Below are 17,165 nucleotides of genomic sequence, written 5' to 3'. Positions count from 1 at the left end.
ACCATACTGCCCTATAATTATCGGGACCGCATGGGGCAGAATGCTCGCGAGACTATACCTGTCTCCGAAGCGGAGCCCCATGTTCGCATGTGGCATTTTCGCGCCCTAGCTGTTGTTTACGGGGGCAATAATGTGCCCACCCTTGCTCCTGTACGTTGCGACATACGATGTCATATAGCCTTGGTTCGAAGGCGCTCCATCAATCAAACAACTCGCCTTCCTATTCGAGCGCCGACCTGGAACACTAATCGCGGCCAAAAGCTCGGACGGAATAGGAGGGGGGCAAAGTTGGGATACAAAGAACCGGGTTCCCTGCCGGCTTTGCGGATGATCCACATCAGTGGCGGCTTGCGCGCGTTCGATTACGGTGACAGCCCGATTTGCATCCAGGCCGGCGAAGAGATTACGGTCGCAAAAATCGAGCGACCGCCTTACGCCCGGCTCTATATGTCGCTCGCCAAGGCCGGCTTCAGACCAGTCGGCGTGGACTTCTTCAAACACCACCTTGAAGCTGAGGGCTTAAATCCTCCCGACTGGCGCGTCTTCGACATCGAAAAGGGATTTGCAGCGTATGAGGTAGAGCATTCATGGGCCAATGTCCGTAACGCTCCGGGTCAAGACACCGAGGAGATCGTCGATCTCGCCGGTCGCTGCAGAACCTACCTCCGGCTTCTGAACTTTCGGGTCAGAGAACTCAGCGAAGCCTACAATCTTGCGCTTCGCTCCAAACTTCTTGGGGCTGCGCAATATGGCGAGCCTGTAAAGCCCGGCCTCTACGCCGGAGGCTATTTGACCTACGTTGAGGCGGCGATCCACGCCTTCTTGGCCGACGCGGCCGCGTTGCGAGATCTCATCGCCGAGGCAACATGGAAGCTGGTGCTTCGCCGGCCGGAAAAAGATGTCGCCACGCAATCGACATTTCTCAAACGCACGCGAGACGTCGACCATCCGATTGTCGCTGAAATCCAAGAAGGAGGCGCTGACGGTGGATGGATTCGAAACCTTACTGAACTGCGCAATGCCGTAATCCACATTGCACCCATGGCCGAGGCGCACGAACTTCACATGCTGGACCTGCGCCTTGGCGAAGAAGCAATCGGACGCCCACCCTACCTTCATTACGCGCTAACCACGAAGGAAGGTGGTGCCCGAGCACGACCGGGTCGCTTTCGAGGAAGGGACCCAAACGTGCTCGCAGCGAAGTTGCGGGATTACGCCGCCTTCGTCGCTGAGAGCGGCGACGCATTAGCCTATGCGTCGGCGACATTTCAACGGCTCGCCCACCTTGCTGAGAATGTACGGCTCGCCGCCGGCCTATCGAGCGAAATGAAAGTATTCGATGCATCAAACATCATTGGCCCCGTCGTTGTCCGGCGGCCGGCCAGGCGCTAATCGCAGGACTGGCTAGCCGGGCTTATGCAGCGCCATTTTGACCTTCCGCCATTTTAGACACGCCCTGTCCCGAGGCCCTCAGGCCGCTGGTAGATCGGTATCTTGAGCAGCTCCTCCTCGGCCTCGATGCCGAGGAGGAGCTGCGGGATCGGCTTCAGAAGTTTCGGGAGCGGTTCCCTCACCTTTTTGAGAAAGGGGCCTCAGGACCAGTTGATACAGCTCAAGCAGTTGCTTTACGTGAACCTCGACTTCGCCGCGCGTAAGGGTTTCGCCGAAAGCCTTCTCCCAAGAGGCAATGAAATCGTCGAGCATTTGGCCGGATAGTTTCATGTAGAGATTTTCCGCCGAGCCAGACCGCAGGTCATGGCGGAAAAATGCCAGCGCAACTGGCGAGCGAATGACCCTGCGACGCGCTCAACTGAAACCCGCGGGTGACTTTGTTCCCTTTCATTCGCCCCCGTTCGCACCGCCGGGGCTGAAGTCGAACCCTTGATCCTTCGACTTTCCGCCGCCAAACGTGTAGGTGAGGCCGAATGTCATCGTGCGCATTCTCGCCCGACGCCGAAAGCGATCGTAGAGCTGCGGGGTGTCAATAATGGTGGTGTCTGAGAACGAATTGCCAGCATCAACGATGCTGACAACGAAGTTGATCTTGTCGTCGACCTTCCGTCGGTAGCCGATATTCATCATCTGAACGGGACGAGAGAAACCCTGGGCACTGAGACGCCGCCCCGAACTGCCCGCCATCACCTGGATGAAGTCCTTGCCGCTGACTTGCCAGCCCAGTATGGCCCGCCCGCTCAACGACGTCCCCGAACGATCGTCGCCACCGTCGAACGCCAGGCTGGTTTCCGCAAGATTGAGGCTCAGATTGTAGCTAAGCTTGGCGCTCGCCTTGCCTGCGGCGATCCACTCTATCCCGTAAGCGTCGCTGCGCCCGAGGTTTTCCCGAGTACTAACGACAACGCCGTCGCCGAAATCTTCGGCACGGTCGGCGAACTGGCCGCGAATTTTGCGATAGTAAAGCGTCGCCGAGAGCATCGAGGGACCCGACTGCCGCTGCCAGCCCGCTTCTATCCCATCCGTGCGCTGCGGCTTCAGCCCGATATTGCCGCGCGTGTAGTTGTAGGGATCGACATAGGCCAGACCGGGGTCGAGATCCTGGACGCCAGGCCGCTGGATACGCCGGCTTGCGCTAGCCACGAGGCTTTGGGAGTCGCTCAGCGCATAACGCAGATGGACGCTGGGATAGGCGCGCAGATAGTTGTCGCGCCGGGCCTCGGCGTCGCCGACCACCATCTCCAGGCTGGCCTGCTCAACACGTACGCCGCCCTCCACTGTGAGCTTGCCTAGAGGCCGCTCAACGGTGGCATAGGCCGCCCACACATCCTGGCGAAGGCGAAAGGCGTTCGTTCGCCCGAGATCGGCCTGAAGATCGTCGGCTTCGTCGCCGCTTCGGGCGAAATTCACATACCCGTGCCGCAATGCCTCGAAATCTAAGCCCGTCTTAATGGTAGACCGTCCTGAAAGCGGCCTGACATAATCGAGCTTGAAGTTCGTCGTTTCCTGCTCGCTGCGCCACCCGAAGGCCTCGTAGGCCGGAACTGAGTTACTTCCGCTCGTGACGGCCCGCGTTTTTTGCGAGGCGTCGTTGATCTCGTGGGACAGGCGCGCGGACAGCTCGCGACCGTCCGGCTGCAGGCGCCTGCGCCAATCCGCCGCCAAGGAATACTGATCCCGCTCCAGTTCCTCGGTGGTCAGCCGGCCGTAGGCGGCGGTCTGGGCGCCGTCGGACCCGTAATCGGCGTGGGTTTCGCGCCCGTCGGTGTCGTAGGCGATGTTCCTGTAGCCCAGGTCCAGTCCGAAGTTATCGCGACCGGCCTCGAATTGCGCGCCGGATCGAAGGTTCAGGGAACCGCCATCGGTCTCGAAGTCGCCCCGCTGCTGCGAGCGTGCCTGGAGGGTGCCTCCATCGGCAAATTGGGCCCGCTCGTCGCTCTGGTCATAGGGCTGCCGGTCGTTGCGATAGCTGGCGTCTCCCGAGAGGGTCAGGCGCCCCGTTTTGCGCCTGGCGCCAAGCCCCAGGTTTACCCGGGAGGCGCCGACATTGGCCCGCATGGATCCCGTGAGCCCCTGGCGATCGTTCGGACGCGAGACCAGATTGATGATGCCCGCGTCGCCATCGACGCGGTTCGCGGCAGAAGGATTGGTCATCACCTCGATCCGGTCGATCTGACTGCCAGGGATGGCGCCCAAAGCGTCACCGCGCCCTTCGCCGTTGAGCAAGCTCGACGGCTTACCGTCGATCAGGATCGTCACGCGCGGATTGCCCCTGAGACTTACATTCCCCTGGGCATCGACATCGACGGACGGAATGTTGCGCAGCAGATCGACAGCCGACCCGCTCTTTCCCACCACATCATTTGCGGTGCTGTACGTCTTGCGGTCGATGGAGGCAGCAGCCTGCGCCTTCTCAGCGGTGACGACCACAGCATCCACTGCCGGTTCCCGCGGATCGGGGCTCGCAGCTTGTCCGGCCGCGAGGGCGCAAGTCGGAACTGCGATCAGCGTGACCGCGGTGGAAATCATCGTCCGCATATTTTCCCCAAGCGAAGCCCTTCGCGCCTTCACACGCGCCAGAATACAGCCTTGGATTTACTGAATGTCATTCTCGCGGCGGAGATGAGTCCGAACCGCAACGAACCGGGCCGAAAGATTTCAGCCATTTTCGCTTTCATCGCAGGTTCGGTCGCGCCTCGGCTGGCGGATCACCATGCGCCGAAGCGTCCGCGATTGCGCCGGGTCGAAGGCCTCGCGGCCGTGAAGCAGCAGATGGTTGTTCCATATGATGGTGTCCCCCTGCCGCCAACGATGGGTGTAGCGCGACGGCGACCTAGCGATCGCCAGGCAAAGCTCGGCCGCCATGGTGAGGCCCGCCTCCATGTCGCCAAGCCCGAGAAGAGGAGCCGGGGAAACCCAGAGCGCGAGCCGGCCTCCGCTACATCGATGGACGACGCCGTGTTCGGCGGTGTGGACGAAAGATGGCGCGTCGACGCCCTGATCGTCGCCATAGTCGTGGCGATGACGCTGCCGGAGGCCCGCCAGAGCGTCGAATGTTGCCCGGGGCATCGCCTCGATGATGGGACGGCTATCGATGAAAACCGTGTCACCGCCGTGGGTCGGGACCTCGAGCGCATGCAGGACGAGATACATACAGGGCTCTTCGAGGAAAAACTCGTCGGCATGGAGGGCGAGTTCCGCTGCTCCGAGCACTCCGCCCTCTGCGGCATTGGATACATAGACTGATCCGTGGCCATCGCATTCCGGCAGCCCCTGCGGGAGGACAGTGCTGCCGAACAGGTTCGCGAACCGCCTCTGCTGCGCGGCGGAGAGCATGGGTCCTCGCAGCAGGATCAGACTTTGGGTACTCAGAACCCTCCGCAGGGCGGCGGCATCGTCTCGCTTGATAGAACGCGTCAGGTCGAGGCCAGCCACTTCGACACCAAAATCCGCCAGTCGTCGCGAGACTTCCATCGGGTTTCCAGGCAGTGAGTGATAGCGGCCAGCGACTTCGGCGTTACTAGAGGACCGCCAAATCCTTGACGCTGACGTGCGGGAAATAGGTTCCGCTAGGCTTGCCATCGATAAGGTTGCCGTCGTTGATCGACTGATCGAGGACGCTGTACTCGTCAGGCGCCCACCGCGCGTCCGCGCCCAGCCAGCGAGTCACGAACGCCATGCGGGGCCGGAGGCCCTGGTTGGGGTACGAGCCGTGCACGGTGAAGGGGTGGAACATGATAGCGTCGCCTGGCTCTACGAGCCACGTCACCAGATCCACGTCGCCCCGCTCGCCCAAGACGTCGAAGTCGGGCGGATCGGCATAGCCGGCGATCGGCGGCAATGTGAGGTCGCGCGTCGGCGGCCTGAAGCGGACCGTCGCGTCCCGGTGGCTGCCCGTCACGGTCCGCAGCGGCGCATCCGTCAGTCCGATGTCGGTCAGCGCCACCCAGATCGTTAGGACGTCTTCACCGACGAATGGGAACGACCCGGCACCATGATGCCAGGGCGTGGCGTTCTTGGGTACGCCGCCGAATTTGTAGTGGATTTCATCCCGCCATAGGGTGACGTTCTCAACGCCGAGCATGGTCGAGGCTAGCCGGGGCAGGTTCGAGGCGAGGATGAGGTCGCGGATCTTAGAGAACTTGCGCGATAGGCATTCGAAATAGGCACCGCCGTCGTAGCGAACGATCACGGCATCGTCGCCGAGCGGCCGAGTCTCTTCGTGTCGCGACAGTAGGTCCTCAACCGTTCCCTGAAGCGCGCGGGCCTCCGCCGCCGATAGCGCGGCCTTGGCCAGGGCCACGCCGTCACTGCGATAGGCGGTTTTCAGAACATCGTACTGCGGCTGGATCACTTCGGTCTCCTGCTCTTGAAATCGTTGGACGAGAAAGCGTCGAGGCGCGCTCCTAGCGGGCTAGCTCGACCCTGTTGGCGGCCATGTGCCTCGACATCGCACCGGCCCACCAGCGCTGGAAATGCCAGGTCCCCTCCTCGTACTGGGCGAAGGAGCCAGGCAAGGCGCCAGGCTGCACTTGGCCCTCGTAGGACAGATGGAAGGCGCGTTGGTCCTCCATCTCGATGTCGCGGATCGAGGTACGCATGCCGTCTTCGATCTCCTTCCAGGCGGGATGGTTCAGGGCTTCGGGCGCGCCGAGCACGACCAGGTCCATCACCAAATTCGACGCGCCCCTGACGTCGAGGCGCTGCCAGACGACGAAGTCTTCCACGAGACCGAAAACGTGCGTGGGATAGATGTTGTAGGTCCAGGTCCCTGAGAACGCCTCGACTGAACTGGAGAGACTGGGGCCGACAAAGCCTTGCGGCCTGCGCTGGTAGCCGGGCACGTCAGAGCGGCACCAGAGCTCGCCGTCGGTACGCCATCGGCTGGCTTCGACATCGGCGTAGGGCAGGATCGAGACGGGATGGGTCCCGGCCACGTGGTAGCTCTCGCCGACATTGTCGCACAGGGTCTTCCAGTTGAAGGCCCCATCGAACCGCAGAGGCTCGAACATCGGGACCAGCTCGGAGACCCGCCACGGTCGGGCCACCTCCTCGATGTCCGCGAGGCGCGGACCCATGGGCAGCGCGTTGGAGTCGAAATTGACGAATGCCCAGCCCAACCACTCCTCACAGGCATAGGCGTGAAGCTGCCTTTGCTCTGGGGCCATGTCGGCGAGGTTGAGATAGGGCGCGCCGCGCAACTGACCGTTCAGATCGTAGGTCCATTTGTGATAGGGGCAGACCAGCGTCGCGCTGTGGCCGCAGCCTTCCGCCACCAGCGCCCACTTGTGCCGGCAGGCGGGGGAGAACGCCCTCAGCACGCGATCGCGGCCGCGCACCAGAAGCACTTTTTGGTTCATGATTTCGACGACTTTCCAGTCGCCGGGCTCAGGCACCTCTGAGCTGCGGGCCACACTCAGCCAGTTGCGCCGGAAGAGGGCTTCCATCTCGACCGCGTAGACGTCTTCACCCGTGTAGAGGCGGGGGTGAAGAGACCGCGCCGACAGCAGCGGCAGACTCAGGTCCCGCTCGGCGGCCTCGACGTCCAATTTCAACTGCTCGTTCATCAGCCCTCCGACTTATTTGACCTTGCCCGTTGCGCTTGGCGGCGCGCCTAGACGCTGACTGAGGCCGCAAGCCCCCCGGCACGCTCCGGCGCGGGCCGACTTTCGTCGACGGGCTTCGGATCCGAGATCGCGGCCAACTGGGAGCGGGCTAGGCGCTCGTAGAGCTCGCATCGCGCCATCAGTTCCTGATGGCTGCCCGCGTCGACCACCCGCCCTGCGTCGAGGACATAGATCCTGTCGCTATCGATCACGGTCGAGAGGCGGTGCGCGATGGTGATGCTGGTGCGGCCGTGACGCAGGCGCGCGAGCGCCTCCAGCACCAGCGCCTCGGACTCGGCGTCCAGCGCCGAAGTCGCCTCGTCCAGCAAGAGGATGGGCGCATCGCGCAGGGCCGCCCGCGCGATGGCCACCCTTTGCCGTTGTCCGCCCGAAAGCTTGATGCCGCGCGGGCCAAGCTCGGTGTCGTAGCCGCTTGGCAGCTTCCGGATGAACTCGTCAGCGTGGGCGGCCACCGCCGCCTCGACAACGGCCTCGTCTTCGGCACCCGGCACGGCGAACCTGATATTGGCCATTACGGTATCGGCGAAGATCGCCACGTCCTGCGGGACGACGGCCAGGTGCTCGCGCATGTCGTCGCAGGCCACGATCCGGTCCCGCTCGTCGATCGCGGCCAAGATACCCCGGCATGGAGCGTAGAGGCCCAGCATCAGTTTGAATAAGGTCGACTTGCCTGCGCCAGAGGGACCCACGATCGCCACGCGTTCACCAGGCTCAACCCTGATCGAGACGTCGCTCAGCGCCAGTTCGTCTCTCCGCGAGGGATAGCAGAAGGTCAGCCCCTCGATCTTCAGGCCGAGGTGGCGGTCGCCCGCGGCCGAGCTCGCTGCAGGCCGAGCGCGCGGCGCGTAGATGAGGGCCGCCACACGGTCGGCGGCGCCGAGGGTCCGCTGCCAGTTCCCGTACATGTCGCCCAAGGCGGCAGCGGCAGTGGCGACCCCGACGGCGAGCGCCACGAAGGAGGCCATCTCGGCCTGGAGCATGGCGCCCTTCTGAGCCTGCAGGGAGGCCGCCAGGACCACGAGCCCCAGGCCTCCGAACAGCAGCCCGATAAGCATGGCGTTCATGATCGCCCGATAGCGGATCTGGCGGAAGGACGCCTGCTGGGCTTCCGAAACCAACCGGGCGAACCGGGCGTGCTCGGCAGTCTGCTGACCGAAGACCTTGACCGTTTCGATGTTCATGACCGCTTCGGTGAAGCGACCGATCGCCTGGTTGAGTATTTCCTGTGCATCCCTGGCCGCGCCACGGACCTTGGCGCCCCAGATGTGCAGAGGCGCGATCGCAGCGCCGGCCACGATCACCACCACGAGGACCAGTAGGGGATAGCGCCAGAGCAGCAGGCCCAGCCCGCCGGCCAGCATCACGACGTTCCGCGCAGCCACCGAGACCGTCGATCCCAGAGACGACTGGAGCACCGCGAGGTCGCCGCTGATCTGTCCGGCGAACTCGCCGGGTTTCTGCTCCTCGAAGGTCTGGAAATCGCACGCCAAGACCGCCGCGCTGAGGTCGCGGCGTATGGCGTTCGTGGTCAGTTCGCCAAAACGGGTGACCAGCCAGAAGCGTAGCGCCGAAAGGCCCGCCACGGCGGCTACCCCACCAAGATAAAGCGCGGCGGCGGCGTAGATATCCCCTGCGGAAGGGCTGAGCAGATTGCTCACGAACCAGCCGGCGGTCGACAGCAGGACCAGGGTGGCCATCGCCGTGATCGCCAATATTATTGCAGCACCGAATGCCGAGATTAAGTAGCGCGAGGAGTATTCAAAAACCAGGCGCAACCCCAACCCGCGTGTCTCGGATTTCATAGGCGCACTCACAAAGTAAATGTCCAAACGGTAGGCGATTTTTACTGAACTCTGGGCCTTTGAGAAACGCGCTTGACCCCCGTTCGACGAACACCTAGCGTGCAACCTCATCTTGCGTCAATGGGTATTGCTATTTCAGATTGTTTCCACTTGTTGCGCCGACAAGTGCAGTACATTTCACGGGGAGATCAATGCATACCACGCGGACTTTTGACTCTATTGTCGAAATGGAACGCTATGCATTGCAGCTCAGCCGCGCTGTCGCGACATTTACATCTAACATGTCAGCAATAGAGCGTGTAGATGCGACCCGTGAGGCTCTTCCATTTAGGCGTAAGATCGCCCAGCAATGGAAATCCCTCCTAGACGCCGAACAAATACTTACGAGAAAAGAAATAGACGACCTCTCGGTGCTGGACCAACAGCCCATCCGCACAGTCGCTCCGCGCGCAGATCGCGTGGTTATCGTGCTCAAGGCGACCCGCCTTTGCAACCTTAGATGCATCTACTGCAATGCCTGGGCTGAAGGCGCCGGGCAGGTCATGCCCTTCTCTATACTTGCCAAGGTAGTTCGCGAACTCTTACTTGCCCCCGGCGTGAAGCAAGTCGATTTCGTCTGGCACGGTGGCGAAGTCATGCTTCTGAAACCGAAGTTCTTTCGCAAGATGATCTATCTGCAGGAGAGGTATCGGTCGAAAAATCAGTCAGTCACCAACTCTCTGCAGACCAACGCAACCCGTATCTCCGAGGAGTGGCTCAGCCTTCTGGCGGCGTTAAATCTCGGCGTGGGCGTCAGCATCGACGGCCCTCCCGCCCTCCAGAACCGCAGGCGGCCTACCGTTCGGGGCGAAGGCAGTGCAGCCTTGGTCGAGGAGGGCCTGAAACGCTTGAGGGAAGCGGGAATCCAGCACGCCGCACTCGTGGTGATTGATAGGGAGATGCTCGCGCAGCCGATCGAGGAAATGCTCTCCTACTTCGCTTCCGTGGGCCTGCATGACGTCGATTTCCTCAACTATGTTCCCAGCAATGAGAATGTCATCTCTGGAGAGCGCGACGCGGATTTCGTCAGCTATGCGGAATTCTGCCAGTGGATGCGAGACGTCTACTTGATCTGGTCGAGCGGATTTAGAAACAGCCTGCGCATCCGCTTTTTGGACGACCTTATTTCAGCGCTGAGAAACGCCTCCAGACCCAACAATTGCTATTTCTCTGGAGACTGCCTGGATCGGATATTCACCGTCGAGGCGGCCGGCAACTTGGCGCCCTGCGACAAGTTCATCGGCCTTCCCGGATCCGACTACGGCTCCGCCCCGGACATGCTCGCGGGCCCGTCGGCGCGGTTCGCAGCGGAGAACGCCCGGCACGTCCGAAACGAAGAAATGTCGTCCTGCCGCTGGAACAAGCTGTGCCTTGGCGGCTGTCCGCATGATCGCCTCGCCGCGCTGCGCCTGGACAGCACGCCCCTCGCGGGGTGCTGCGGGATGGCCGATCTGCTCGATGACATCTGGAACGAGGAATGCGGCGCCCTACCTGCCCCGGCGCCCAAAGGAGCTGAACTCGCATGTGGCGAGCAGCAGAAAGGGAACTAAAGATGACCGACATGTCGATGACCGGTTTTGACCGGAGCGAGGCCGCCAGCATCGCCGACTATCTGAGCGCCCAAGAGCTTCTGGCTCTCGACGAAGGCCAAAGCGAGGAGATCAAGCCGGACTCGGGTCTGCCCGCGCGCTGGGTCTGGGCCTGGCCGTTCTAATCGAGCTGGTGACCGCCGCCGCACGGCGGCGGTCATTCCGTGGATCTTGCGGCAAACGAGGTGAAGCTGGTGTGGCCCAACAGTAGCGGCGTTCAGCGTATCATCGACGCCACGAACGACCCGATGTCGATCGCCGTGACCGAAGCGCTCTTCGCCGACCGGCGCCTCCTGGCGACCCGGTTCGCCCGGCATGGCGTCAGCGAAGCCGCAGGCGCGGATCTGCTGCGGAAGGTCGCCGGCCGGGTGTCGTCTCCCAGATTGCGGGCCGACTTGGAGCGGCACGCGAACGACGAGGCGCGCCACGCACGGATGTTCAATGCCCAGGCCAGACTCACTGACCTCGCGTCCGCAAAATGCGCGATGCGCACCCTCCCCCAGTCCGACCACAGCGGCGAGACGTTCGACGGCAACATCCCACGGTTCATGGCCTCGACCCACGTGGCCGAGCTCCGCAATCAGCACCTGCTCGGCCTCTACGCCGATCGCGGTCTGCCCATGCTTGGCGGGCGGTCGGCGACAAGGACGAGCGCGGCCCTGTCAAAGGTCGCCGCTGACGAAGATCGCCACGTCGCCTACACCTACAGATATGTGACGACGTTCATGCGCGCAGGCGCGCTCGATGTGGACTATCTAGAAGACTGCGCGGAGCAGTACGCCCGGCTGGTCTGGTGGGAGATCGCATCAATAGCGTGCGACGCGGCCCAGTTGCCTGCGGAAATACGCGATCGGTCGCGCTGCGCGAACGACCTGCATGACGCCTTCGTGACGATGGTTCGCGAGAACGGTCGAGAGCTTTCGAATGGCGAATACCTGTTCCTGGAAACCCTGACGTCGCTACTGCCGGAGTCGCTACTACGCGCCTATTGGGCGAAGTCGCCCGCCCCGCCCGTGGAAGCAAACGCTGATATCGGATGCCTGGCAGCCCTACGGACGTTCGCGGTCGCCACTCTGTCGGGCGAGCCGCCCGCCTGTTGCCTGGCCGAGCTCGACGCCGCCCCTCCCAATAGCCCGGTGATCGGCGAGGAAGAGGCTAGCGCACTCGCGCTTCAGGCCGCCCGGCGCTTCTGGCTGGGAGTCGCCCATGAGGCCGAACGGCGCTGCGCATGACGGCAATGCCTCCCGCCGGCCTCACCGACGCGAGCGCACGACCGCGGCACCCGGCGCGGTTCCCTCGGAACTGGACGTCCGCGCGCGAAGGGATCAGGCTCGGGTCGATCCCCTCCTCTCGATCGCAGGCCGCGAACAGGGCGCGTTTCGAGGACGCGGCCCACTGTGAATAGGTCGCTTCGTGAACAATCCCCAAGTGCTCAACGACACCGACGCCCAGACCATCGCATTGGCGAAGGCGCGGACCCGGGCGGGTGGCGCGAAAGCACTGCGGACCCGGCGCGAAGCTTTGGCCTGGCTCGCCGCCTTGTCCGTCAATGGCGCGCTTCTGAGCGCGCTCGTCAATGTCAGCAGCGCCCCGCCCATGGCGGAAGACCATGCGATCGTGCTGGACCTCGTCCCGCCGCAACCCGCCCGACTCGACAGCCGGCCCTCGCCCGACCGCCAGCGCCCGTCGCCCAGAGCTCAGCACCGGCTCGCGGATCGCTTTTCCCCGCCCCCGCTCAGTATCCCGCCGACGCCAGCGGCACCCGCACCGCCCCAGCCCCCGCCCAACGCCGCCGTCCGGCCGGTGCCCGGCCTGGCGCTGCGCCCCCGCGATCCGTGCCTGAAGCCGGAGGCCCTTCGAACCCGCGAGGAAAACGAAACCTGCTACGCGAGGCTTGCCGCGACCGGGCCGAGCGCAGCCCCCGAACGGTCAGCGCCCCTCAACCTCGCCAAGCAGGCCGTGTTCGATGCGGAAGCCAAGGCCCAGAGGGAGCAGCGCTACCGCCCGATGCTGAAGCCCTTCGAGCCCTGCAAAGGCGTCGGAAGCAACTTTGGCACCGGCTGCCAGAGCAACCATCAATGACGCGTAGCAACACCCCTGGCTGACGAGATCCGATCACAAGCCCATTCGACCTGGAGAACCCGATGCACGCCGAGTACAGATTTGAGCGGGACGACATCGTCGGCGCGGCCAAGGAACTGGTCCTGGCGGCAACAGCCATCGACGGATCGCCCTCCGGTCCATACGCCGTCGCCATAGCGCCCTTCATCGAGTCCTGCGCAAGCGGCCTGGAGACCGTTCTCGACGGGTACCGGGGCCTCCTCGGCCAGCCGGACGCCTTGGCCGCGCGATTGCATTTCGTGGCGGTCGAGGAAGCCTGCGGCGCAGGCATCCTGACGGAAATGGCCGGCCATGCCCCAGCCGAATTGCGTGCAGCCGTGCTCGTGCACGCCGAAGACGAAAAGCGGCACATGCGCATGCTGCTCAACAGTGCCCGCCGGCTCGCCGTGAGCTTCCCGGTGGCAGAAACCGTCGTCGTGGACGGCAAGGAAGAACTCGCGGGCGCGGAGGGGGCTTTCGACAGCTTCTTCGTGTCAGTGCACCTCTCGGAAATCCGCGGCGCGATGTCCTTCGTCGCCCTTCGCAGTTTGATTGGACAGGGACGGCACCCGGGCGAACGCTACGCGAGCCAAGTCCTGGAGGCGATTATCAAGGACGAACTCGACCACGTCGCCTACACCGGACGCGCCGTCCGCAAAGCGGCCCAGACCAACGCGATCACAACTGCGGAAATCAGCTCATACGGCACACATGTGGACCGCTTCTGGGAGAACGACGCCGCCCACTTGGCCGAATGCCTCGTATCGCCCGCCAAGGTCATCATGCACGAGCGCTTCGGCTCGCCGCCCCGTAACTGACGGGCACCTAGGATGGCCCCCTCCCAATCACCGCACCCGAAGCCCTAAGTTGAGCTGTCATTAATTTTGTGCAAGGGTTGCACGTAAGCTTAAGCGCGTGGCGTCCTAAGGGTGGCGAACGCTTTGCAACCACCGACAGGCGTCGCCTACGGGGCGATTCATGATTTCCGACACGGCCCAGATCGACCTGGCGATTGTCCTGTCGCGTGCGCTCGTACTGACGATCGCAGCCCTGGCGGGGGCCCTTTCCATCTATCTGGGCTATCGCCTCTATATCCGAGGCGTTGAGTCCGAAACGAGCGGCTCAGTGGAGCGCGCCAAGCTATCGGCGAAGCTTTCTGCAGGAGGACCCGGCGTATTCTTCGCCCTCTTCGGGATGGGAATTTTGATTTACTTGGTACTACACTCTGCGGAGATCGAGACGATTGAGAGCCCAGCCTCGACACCGATCACCTATACTTCACCAGATGCCGACGACTTGCGCTTGATAAAGCTCCCTAACGCCAAGCCTGCCCCCGCACCTCCCCAATGCATAGTCTATCGCCGCAAACTTCGCTTCGGAAACGCTGGTCAGATAGCCAAAGCAGAAGCCGGCGAGGCGATGCGACGCGGTAAATCCTGCCTCTCCAAGCTAGACTTTGAGTCCATGAGCGAGCTCGAAGCCAAAGCGTTTAATCGATCGATCACCGTCTTGGATGAAATGTCCGAAAGTCTGGATCCGGATGATGCACCGAAGCCGTAACCCCGGTGCCCTCTTAACAGCAATCGGGCTCGCGCTCATCGCGCCCTCCGGACTCTCCACTGCGCAGGACCTGTCTCGCAACACAAGCGCCTGGGCCGACTACTCCGAGCAATACCTAAGATCGGATGTGCTTCCTGACCTCATCGCATCCAAATATATCCGCAAGAATTATCCGGACGCTGCTCCCAAGCTCGCGGCCCTACAGGTCAAAATCGAACGACGCTCGGCAGGGCTTCCGGAAGGCTGCACCTACCCTGGTACCTTCGCCTTCTCCGATGTTACCAAAACGCAGATCACTATCTGCTCGAACAATTTTGCCCCGTTCTCGGATTTCTTGCAGGAAATATTCGCCATTTCTAAATACGACAACAAATACCTCAACGATGATATTATTCAGGATTTTTTTACCTACAAGGCGGGCCGCTATTTAAGAAATCAGAGATTAATGAGGGAAAAAATCACCCTCATTTATTATGGCTGTCACTACCAGGAGTTCTACTACCTCAAGGATACCGGCCAAAGCATATCGATTTGCGATACACCGCACAAATACTCACCAGATTATATAACATGGAAGCAAGCTCACCTCGACTTCGAAAGCGCAGCCAAGAAACAGTCCCAAGCCAAAATCTATGAAATTGCCAAGAAGAACGGATACAAAGGCAAAACGCTCAGCAACATTCTCCTGCGAGAAGGCACCGAGAAGCTAATGCGTTTGCTGCTAGCCCATGAGATCGGCCACATTATCTCACGGGACGAGACGGACACCTTCGACACCTGCACGATCGTCGCCCAAGAAATGGCGGCCGATAAATTTGCCAGAACACTGCTCATTGAGGAGGATTTCGACTACAAGGGTGAGGCAGCCTGGACGCTGATGCTCTGGGCAACGTACTCCGAGCTACTTAACATTCCTGATATTGAGACGAGCCAGATCGCAACGGTCAACTCCGCACGCGCCGAGATCTTCCTTTCGATAATAAGCAGCGAGATGGCGGCAGATCCATCGGGCCGGAAACAGCTGGAGAGCTTTCTTGGCACGGGTCTTCTCGACAATCTCAAGACCGCAAGACAGAACCTAATAAACGACTGCGCGCAGCACCGGTAACATGCCGCCGTTACCAACCGCCGCTCTGATTGCGGGGCCGACAATGCCCTCGTGACGCCGGCCCAGAAATCGCCGGCGACAGGAATTCGCAACAAATACACCCTTAAGTAATAGTCCCCGAGAATCCTTGCCTGGCTCAGCCCATAGGAGAGTCAGACTTGTCCGACCTAACCCCGGAACAACGCGCCTTGATCGACGGGATTTGGGCCAAGGCCGCGGATGAAGGCCATCTCCTTCCCGATGGTCGAATTTACGTTACGCATGCATGGATGATCGAGACGAGCGACCGTGTTCTCGACGAGCTTCGCGAGAAGGAACAGGCCGGCGAGGGCGATGTATAGAGGCCTCGCCCCCATCTCGACCGCGCATCGTAACGCCCCTTATGTCGGAATATAGGCTCAGAATTCGACGGCCTATTTTGACATAGCACGCCCACCCATCCTTGATGGACACTAACCGGCGAGCTCCAGTTCTCCGCCCGAGCCGCGTATGAGACTAATCGGCCTTTCTTCCGGAATCGCTCCACCGACAAGCACATATAGCGGGCCGCTGTAACCGGGACCGTCGCTTCGGTAGTCAAAGCAGGCTCCGTAGACGATGTTGGAGAGATCTTCTTCAGTCTCGTCGTCATCCAGCGGCCAAAGGCCCTGCACGGTGCCGCTGCTCGCAATCTCGACCCACTCTCCCGGCTTTATTGGTCTCGGCTGGTTCATATATTGGAATTTTACGACACCTTCGGCATATCGCAACTCAGAGCGTATGCCCCCCGTGTTCCCGCTCCATCAGGTTTCGATACATCCATAGCAGCCCGCTCAAGCGCGCATGCGCATCGGCAAGACCGATCTCTTCCCCGAAGGAATGGCGGTAGAGGCGTTGAAACTCGGCGATATGGGCGTCGGTAATGTGCATGCCAAAGTCTAGGCCCAGCCGGCGACGCCAGAGAGAGGACCATGCGCCATCCATGCTAGCGGAGAATGGGTTGCGGACCAGAACAGCAGGCGCGCGCCTGCCCCTTCACAGCACCGCTAAGGGAGATCGTCGGCTTCAAAGATCGTCAGATCGCCTCGCTCGTTCTGAACGACGCAGAACGGCTCGAAGCTAGCATCGTTGGGACACCGAAGCAGAAACGCCGCACCCGCCGGACACGCAGGTATGGCGAACCGCCACCCTTGCACAGGACGGACCCGCATTGCGCCCACGCGCGGACCGAACACTCTCCGTCTGATGGCGGTGTGAGAAAACAGCCTTTTCCATTCGGCCGAAGACATCGGCCTTGGATTGCTCATGCCGAAATTCTACAGGCACCGCCAACTTCCGGCAAAGGAGCGCAAGCAGGGCTAGCGTTTGAGCCCCTTCGCCAGGGCCAGCATCGCCGGCATCATCCAGACCAGACCGCTCCCCCGCACCGGGAAGCGCCGGAATAGGTCGGGCGCTTCCGCAGTGACGGGAGAGACGGATGAACGGTTCTTTGCGAGAGCGCGGCCGCTCTGACAGGAGGCCGCGATGAGGTGGGTACCGAGGCAGCAGAACGACACCCAGCGGCTCAACGACGAGTTCCGCCAGGCCGGCGCGGTCCACACCGACGGCGGCCGCTGGGTGACCACCAAGGGCATCATTGCGCTAGGGCCGATCATGGTCCTCGAAGCGGTGCGGCAAGTGCAGCGGTTCGACCGCTTCACCGAAGACAACGATCCATACGGGGTGCACGACTTCGGCGCGTTCGACCTGGCCGGCGAGCGGCTGTTCTGGAAGATCGACTGCTACAACCGGACGCTCGACGCCGCCTCGCCTGACGAGACCGATCCAACGGTCACCTGCCGGGTGCTCACCATCATGTTGGCGTTGGAATACTAGTAGAGGGGCGGCGATCCTGGATCGTCGCCCCTTC

At 62.0% G+C, this 17,165-nt stretch carries 18 protein-coding genes; 10 read left to right on the top strand and 8 right to left on the bottom strand.

Annotated features, from left to right (window positions below):
• Nucleotides 1–288 precede the first annotated feature (288 nt).
• Nucleotides 289–1,392 carry a hypothetical protein gene (locus tag AC2YHT_RS15170; RefSeq protein WP_487290624.1) on the top strand — a complete coding sequence of 368 codons (1,104 nt, stop codon included), beginning with the start codon at nt 289–291 and terminating at the stop codon, nt 1,390–1,392.
• Between the two features lie 78 nt (nt 1,393–1,470).
• Here the strand turns inward: AC2YHT_RS15170 and AC2YHT_RS15165 are convergent, their stop codons facing one another.
• The 6 genes from AC2YHT_RS15165 to AC2YHT_RS15140 form a co-directional block, all read right to left on the bottom strand.
• Nucleotides 1,471–1,722 carry a hypothetical protein gene (locus AC2YHT_RS15165; protein ID WP_487290623.1) on the bottom strand — a complete coding sequence of 84 codons (252 nt, stop codon included), beginning with the start codon at nt 1,720–1,722 and terminating at the stop codon, nt 1,471–1,473.
• A 117-nt stretch (nt 1,723–1,839) separates the two neighbouring features.
• Nucleotides 1,840–3,981, bottom strand: coding sequence for a TonB-dependent receptor domain-containing protein (locus AC2YHT_RS15160; RefSeq protein WP_487290622.1), 2,142 nt, complete (start codon nt 3,979–3,981; stop codon nt 1,840–1,842).
• Between the two features lie 129 nt (nt 3,982–4,110).
• Nucleotides 4,111–4,926 carry a TauD/TfdA dioxygenase family protein gene (locus tag AC2YHT_RS15155; RefSeq protein ID WP_487290621.1) on the bottom strand — a complete coding sequence of 272 codons (816 nt, stop codon included), beginning with the start codon at nt 4,924–4,926 and terminating at the stop codon, nt 4,111–4,113.
• Nucleotides 4,927–4,972: 46 nt separating this feature from the next.
• On the bottom strand, nt 4,973–5,806 hold the full coding sequence (locus tag AC2YHT_RS15150) for a phytanoyl-CoA dioxygenase family protein (RefSeq protein WP_487290620.1): 834 nt from the start codon (nt 5,804–5,806) through the stop codon (nt 4,973–4,975).
• A 52-nt stretch (nt 5,807–5,858) separates the two neighbouring features.
• Nucleotides 5,859–7,019 (bottom strand): aromatic ring-hydroxylating oxygenase subunit alpha, encoded by a 1,161-nt coding sequence (locus tag AC2YHT_RS15145; RefSeq protein ID WP_487290619.1) that lies wholly within the window; start codon nt 7,017–7,019, stop codon nt 5,859–5,861.
• Between the two features lie 47 nt (nt 7,020–7,066).
• Nucleotides 7,067–8,881: an ABC transporter ATP-binding protein gene (locus AC2YHT_RS15140; RefSeq protein WP_487290618.1), complete on the bottom strand. Its 1,815-nt coding sequence runs from the start codon at nt 8,879–8,881 to the stop codon at nt 7,067–7,069.
• Between the two features lie 191 nt (nt 8,882–9,072).
• Between AC2YHT_RS15140 and AC2YHT_RS15135 the strand changes: the two genes are divergently transcribed.
• From AC2YHT_RS15135 to AC2YHT_RS15100, 8 genes are all read left to right on the top strand, one after another.
• A complete protein-coding gene (locus AC2YHT_RS15135) occupies nt 9,073–10,470 on the top strand; it encodes a radical SAM protein (RefSeq protein ID WP_487290617.1) in 1,398 nt (465 codons plus the stop codon).
• A 2-nt stretch (nt 10,471–10,472) separates the two neighbouring features.
• On the top strand, nt 10,473–10,634 hold the full coding sequence (locus tag AC2YHT_RS15130) for a hypothetical protein (protein WP_487290616.1): 162 nt from the start codon (nt 10,473–10,475) through the stop codon (nt 10,632–10,634).
• Nucleotides 10,635–10,694: 60 nt separating this feature from the next.
• Nucleotides 10,695–11,741 (top strand): hypothetical protein, encoded by a 1,047-nt coding sequence (locus AC2YHT_RS15125; protein WP_487290615.1) that lies wholly within the window; start codon nt 10,695–10,697, stop codon nt 11,739–11,741.
• Nucleotides 11,742–11,922: 181 nt separating this feature from the next.
• Nucleotides 11,923–12,591, top strand: coding sequence for a hypothetical protein (locus AC2YHT_RS15120; RefSeq protein WP_487290614.1), 669 nt, complete (start codon nt 11,923–11,925; stop codon nt 12,589–12,591).
• A gap of 62 nt (nt 12,592–12,653) precedes the next feature.
• Entirely contained in the window at nt 12,654–13,427 is a 774-nt protein-coding gene (locus AC2YHT_RS15115; RefSeq protein ID WP_487290613.1) for a hypothetical protein, read from the top strand.
• Between the two features lie 160 nt (nt 13,428–13,587).
• On the top strand, nt 13,588–14,169 hold the full coding sequence (locus AC2YHT_RS15110; protein ID WP_487290612.1) for a hypothetical protein: 582 nt from the start codon (nt 13,588–13,590) through the stop codon (nt 14,167–14,169).
• On the top strand, nt 14,153–15,277 hold the full coding sequence (locus AC2YHT_RS15105) for an ImmA/IrrE family metallo-endopeptidase (RefSeq protein WP_487290611.1): 1,125 nt from the start codon (nt 14,153–14,155) through the stop codon (nt 15,275–15,277). The genes AC2YHT_RS15110 and AC2YHT_RS15105 overlap by 17 nt, the downstream gene beginning before the upstream one ends.
• A gap of 158 nt (nt 15,278–15,435) precedes the next feature.
• On the top strand, nt 15,436–15,618 hold the full coding sequence (locus AC2YHT_RS15100; protein ID WP_487290610.1) for a hypothetical protein: 183 nt from the start codon (nt 15,436–15,438) through the stop codon (nt 15,616–15,618).
• A gap of 111 nt (nt 15,619–15,729) precedes the next feature.
• Here the strand turns inward: AC2YHT_RS15100 and AC2YHT_RS15095 are convergent, their stop codons facing one another.
• Nucleotides 15,730–15,990, bottom strand: coding sequence for a hypothetical protein (locus tag AC2YHT_RS15095; protein ID WP_487290609.1), 261 nt, complete (start codon nt 15,988–15,990; stop codon nt 15,730–15,732).
• A gap of 37 nt (nt 15,991–16,027) precedes the next feature.
• Nucleotides 16,028–16,186 (bottom strand): hypothetical protein, encoded by a 159-nt coding sequence (locus tag AC2YHT_RS15090; protein WP_487290608.1) that lies wholly within the window; start codon nt 16,184–16,186, stop codon nt 16,028–16,030.
• A gap of 594 nt (nt 16,187–16,780) precedes the next feature.
• Between AC2YHT_RS15090 and AC2YHT_RS15085 the strand changes: the two genes are divergently transcribed.
• Nucleotides 16,781–17,131, top strand: coding sequence for a DUF3768 domain-containing protein (locus AC2YHT_RS15085; protein ID WP_487290607.1), 351 nt, complete (start codon nt 16,781–16,783; stop codon nt 17,129–17,131).
• Nucleotides 17,132–17,165 lie beyond the last annotated feature (34 nt).

This window comes from Caulobacter sp. SRI_008 (assembly GCF_057586355.1).
Note: the sequence above shows the minus strand (reverse complement) of the source record. Positions and strands in the feature narration are given on the sequence as shown.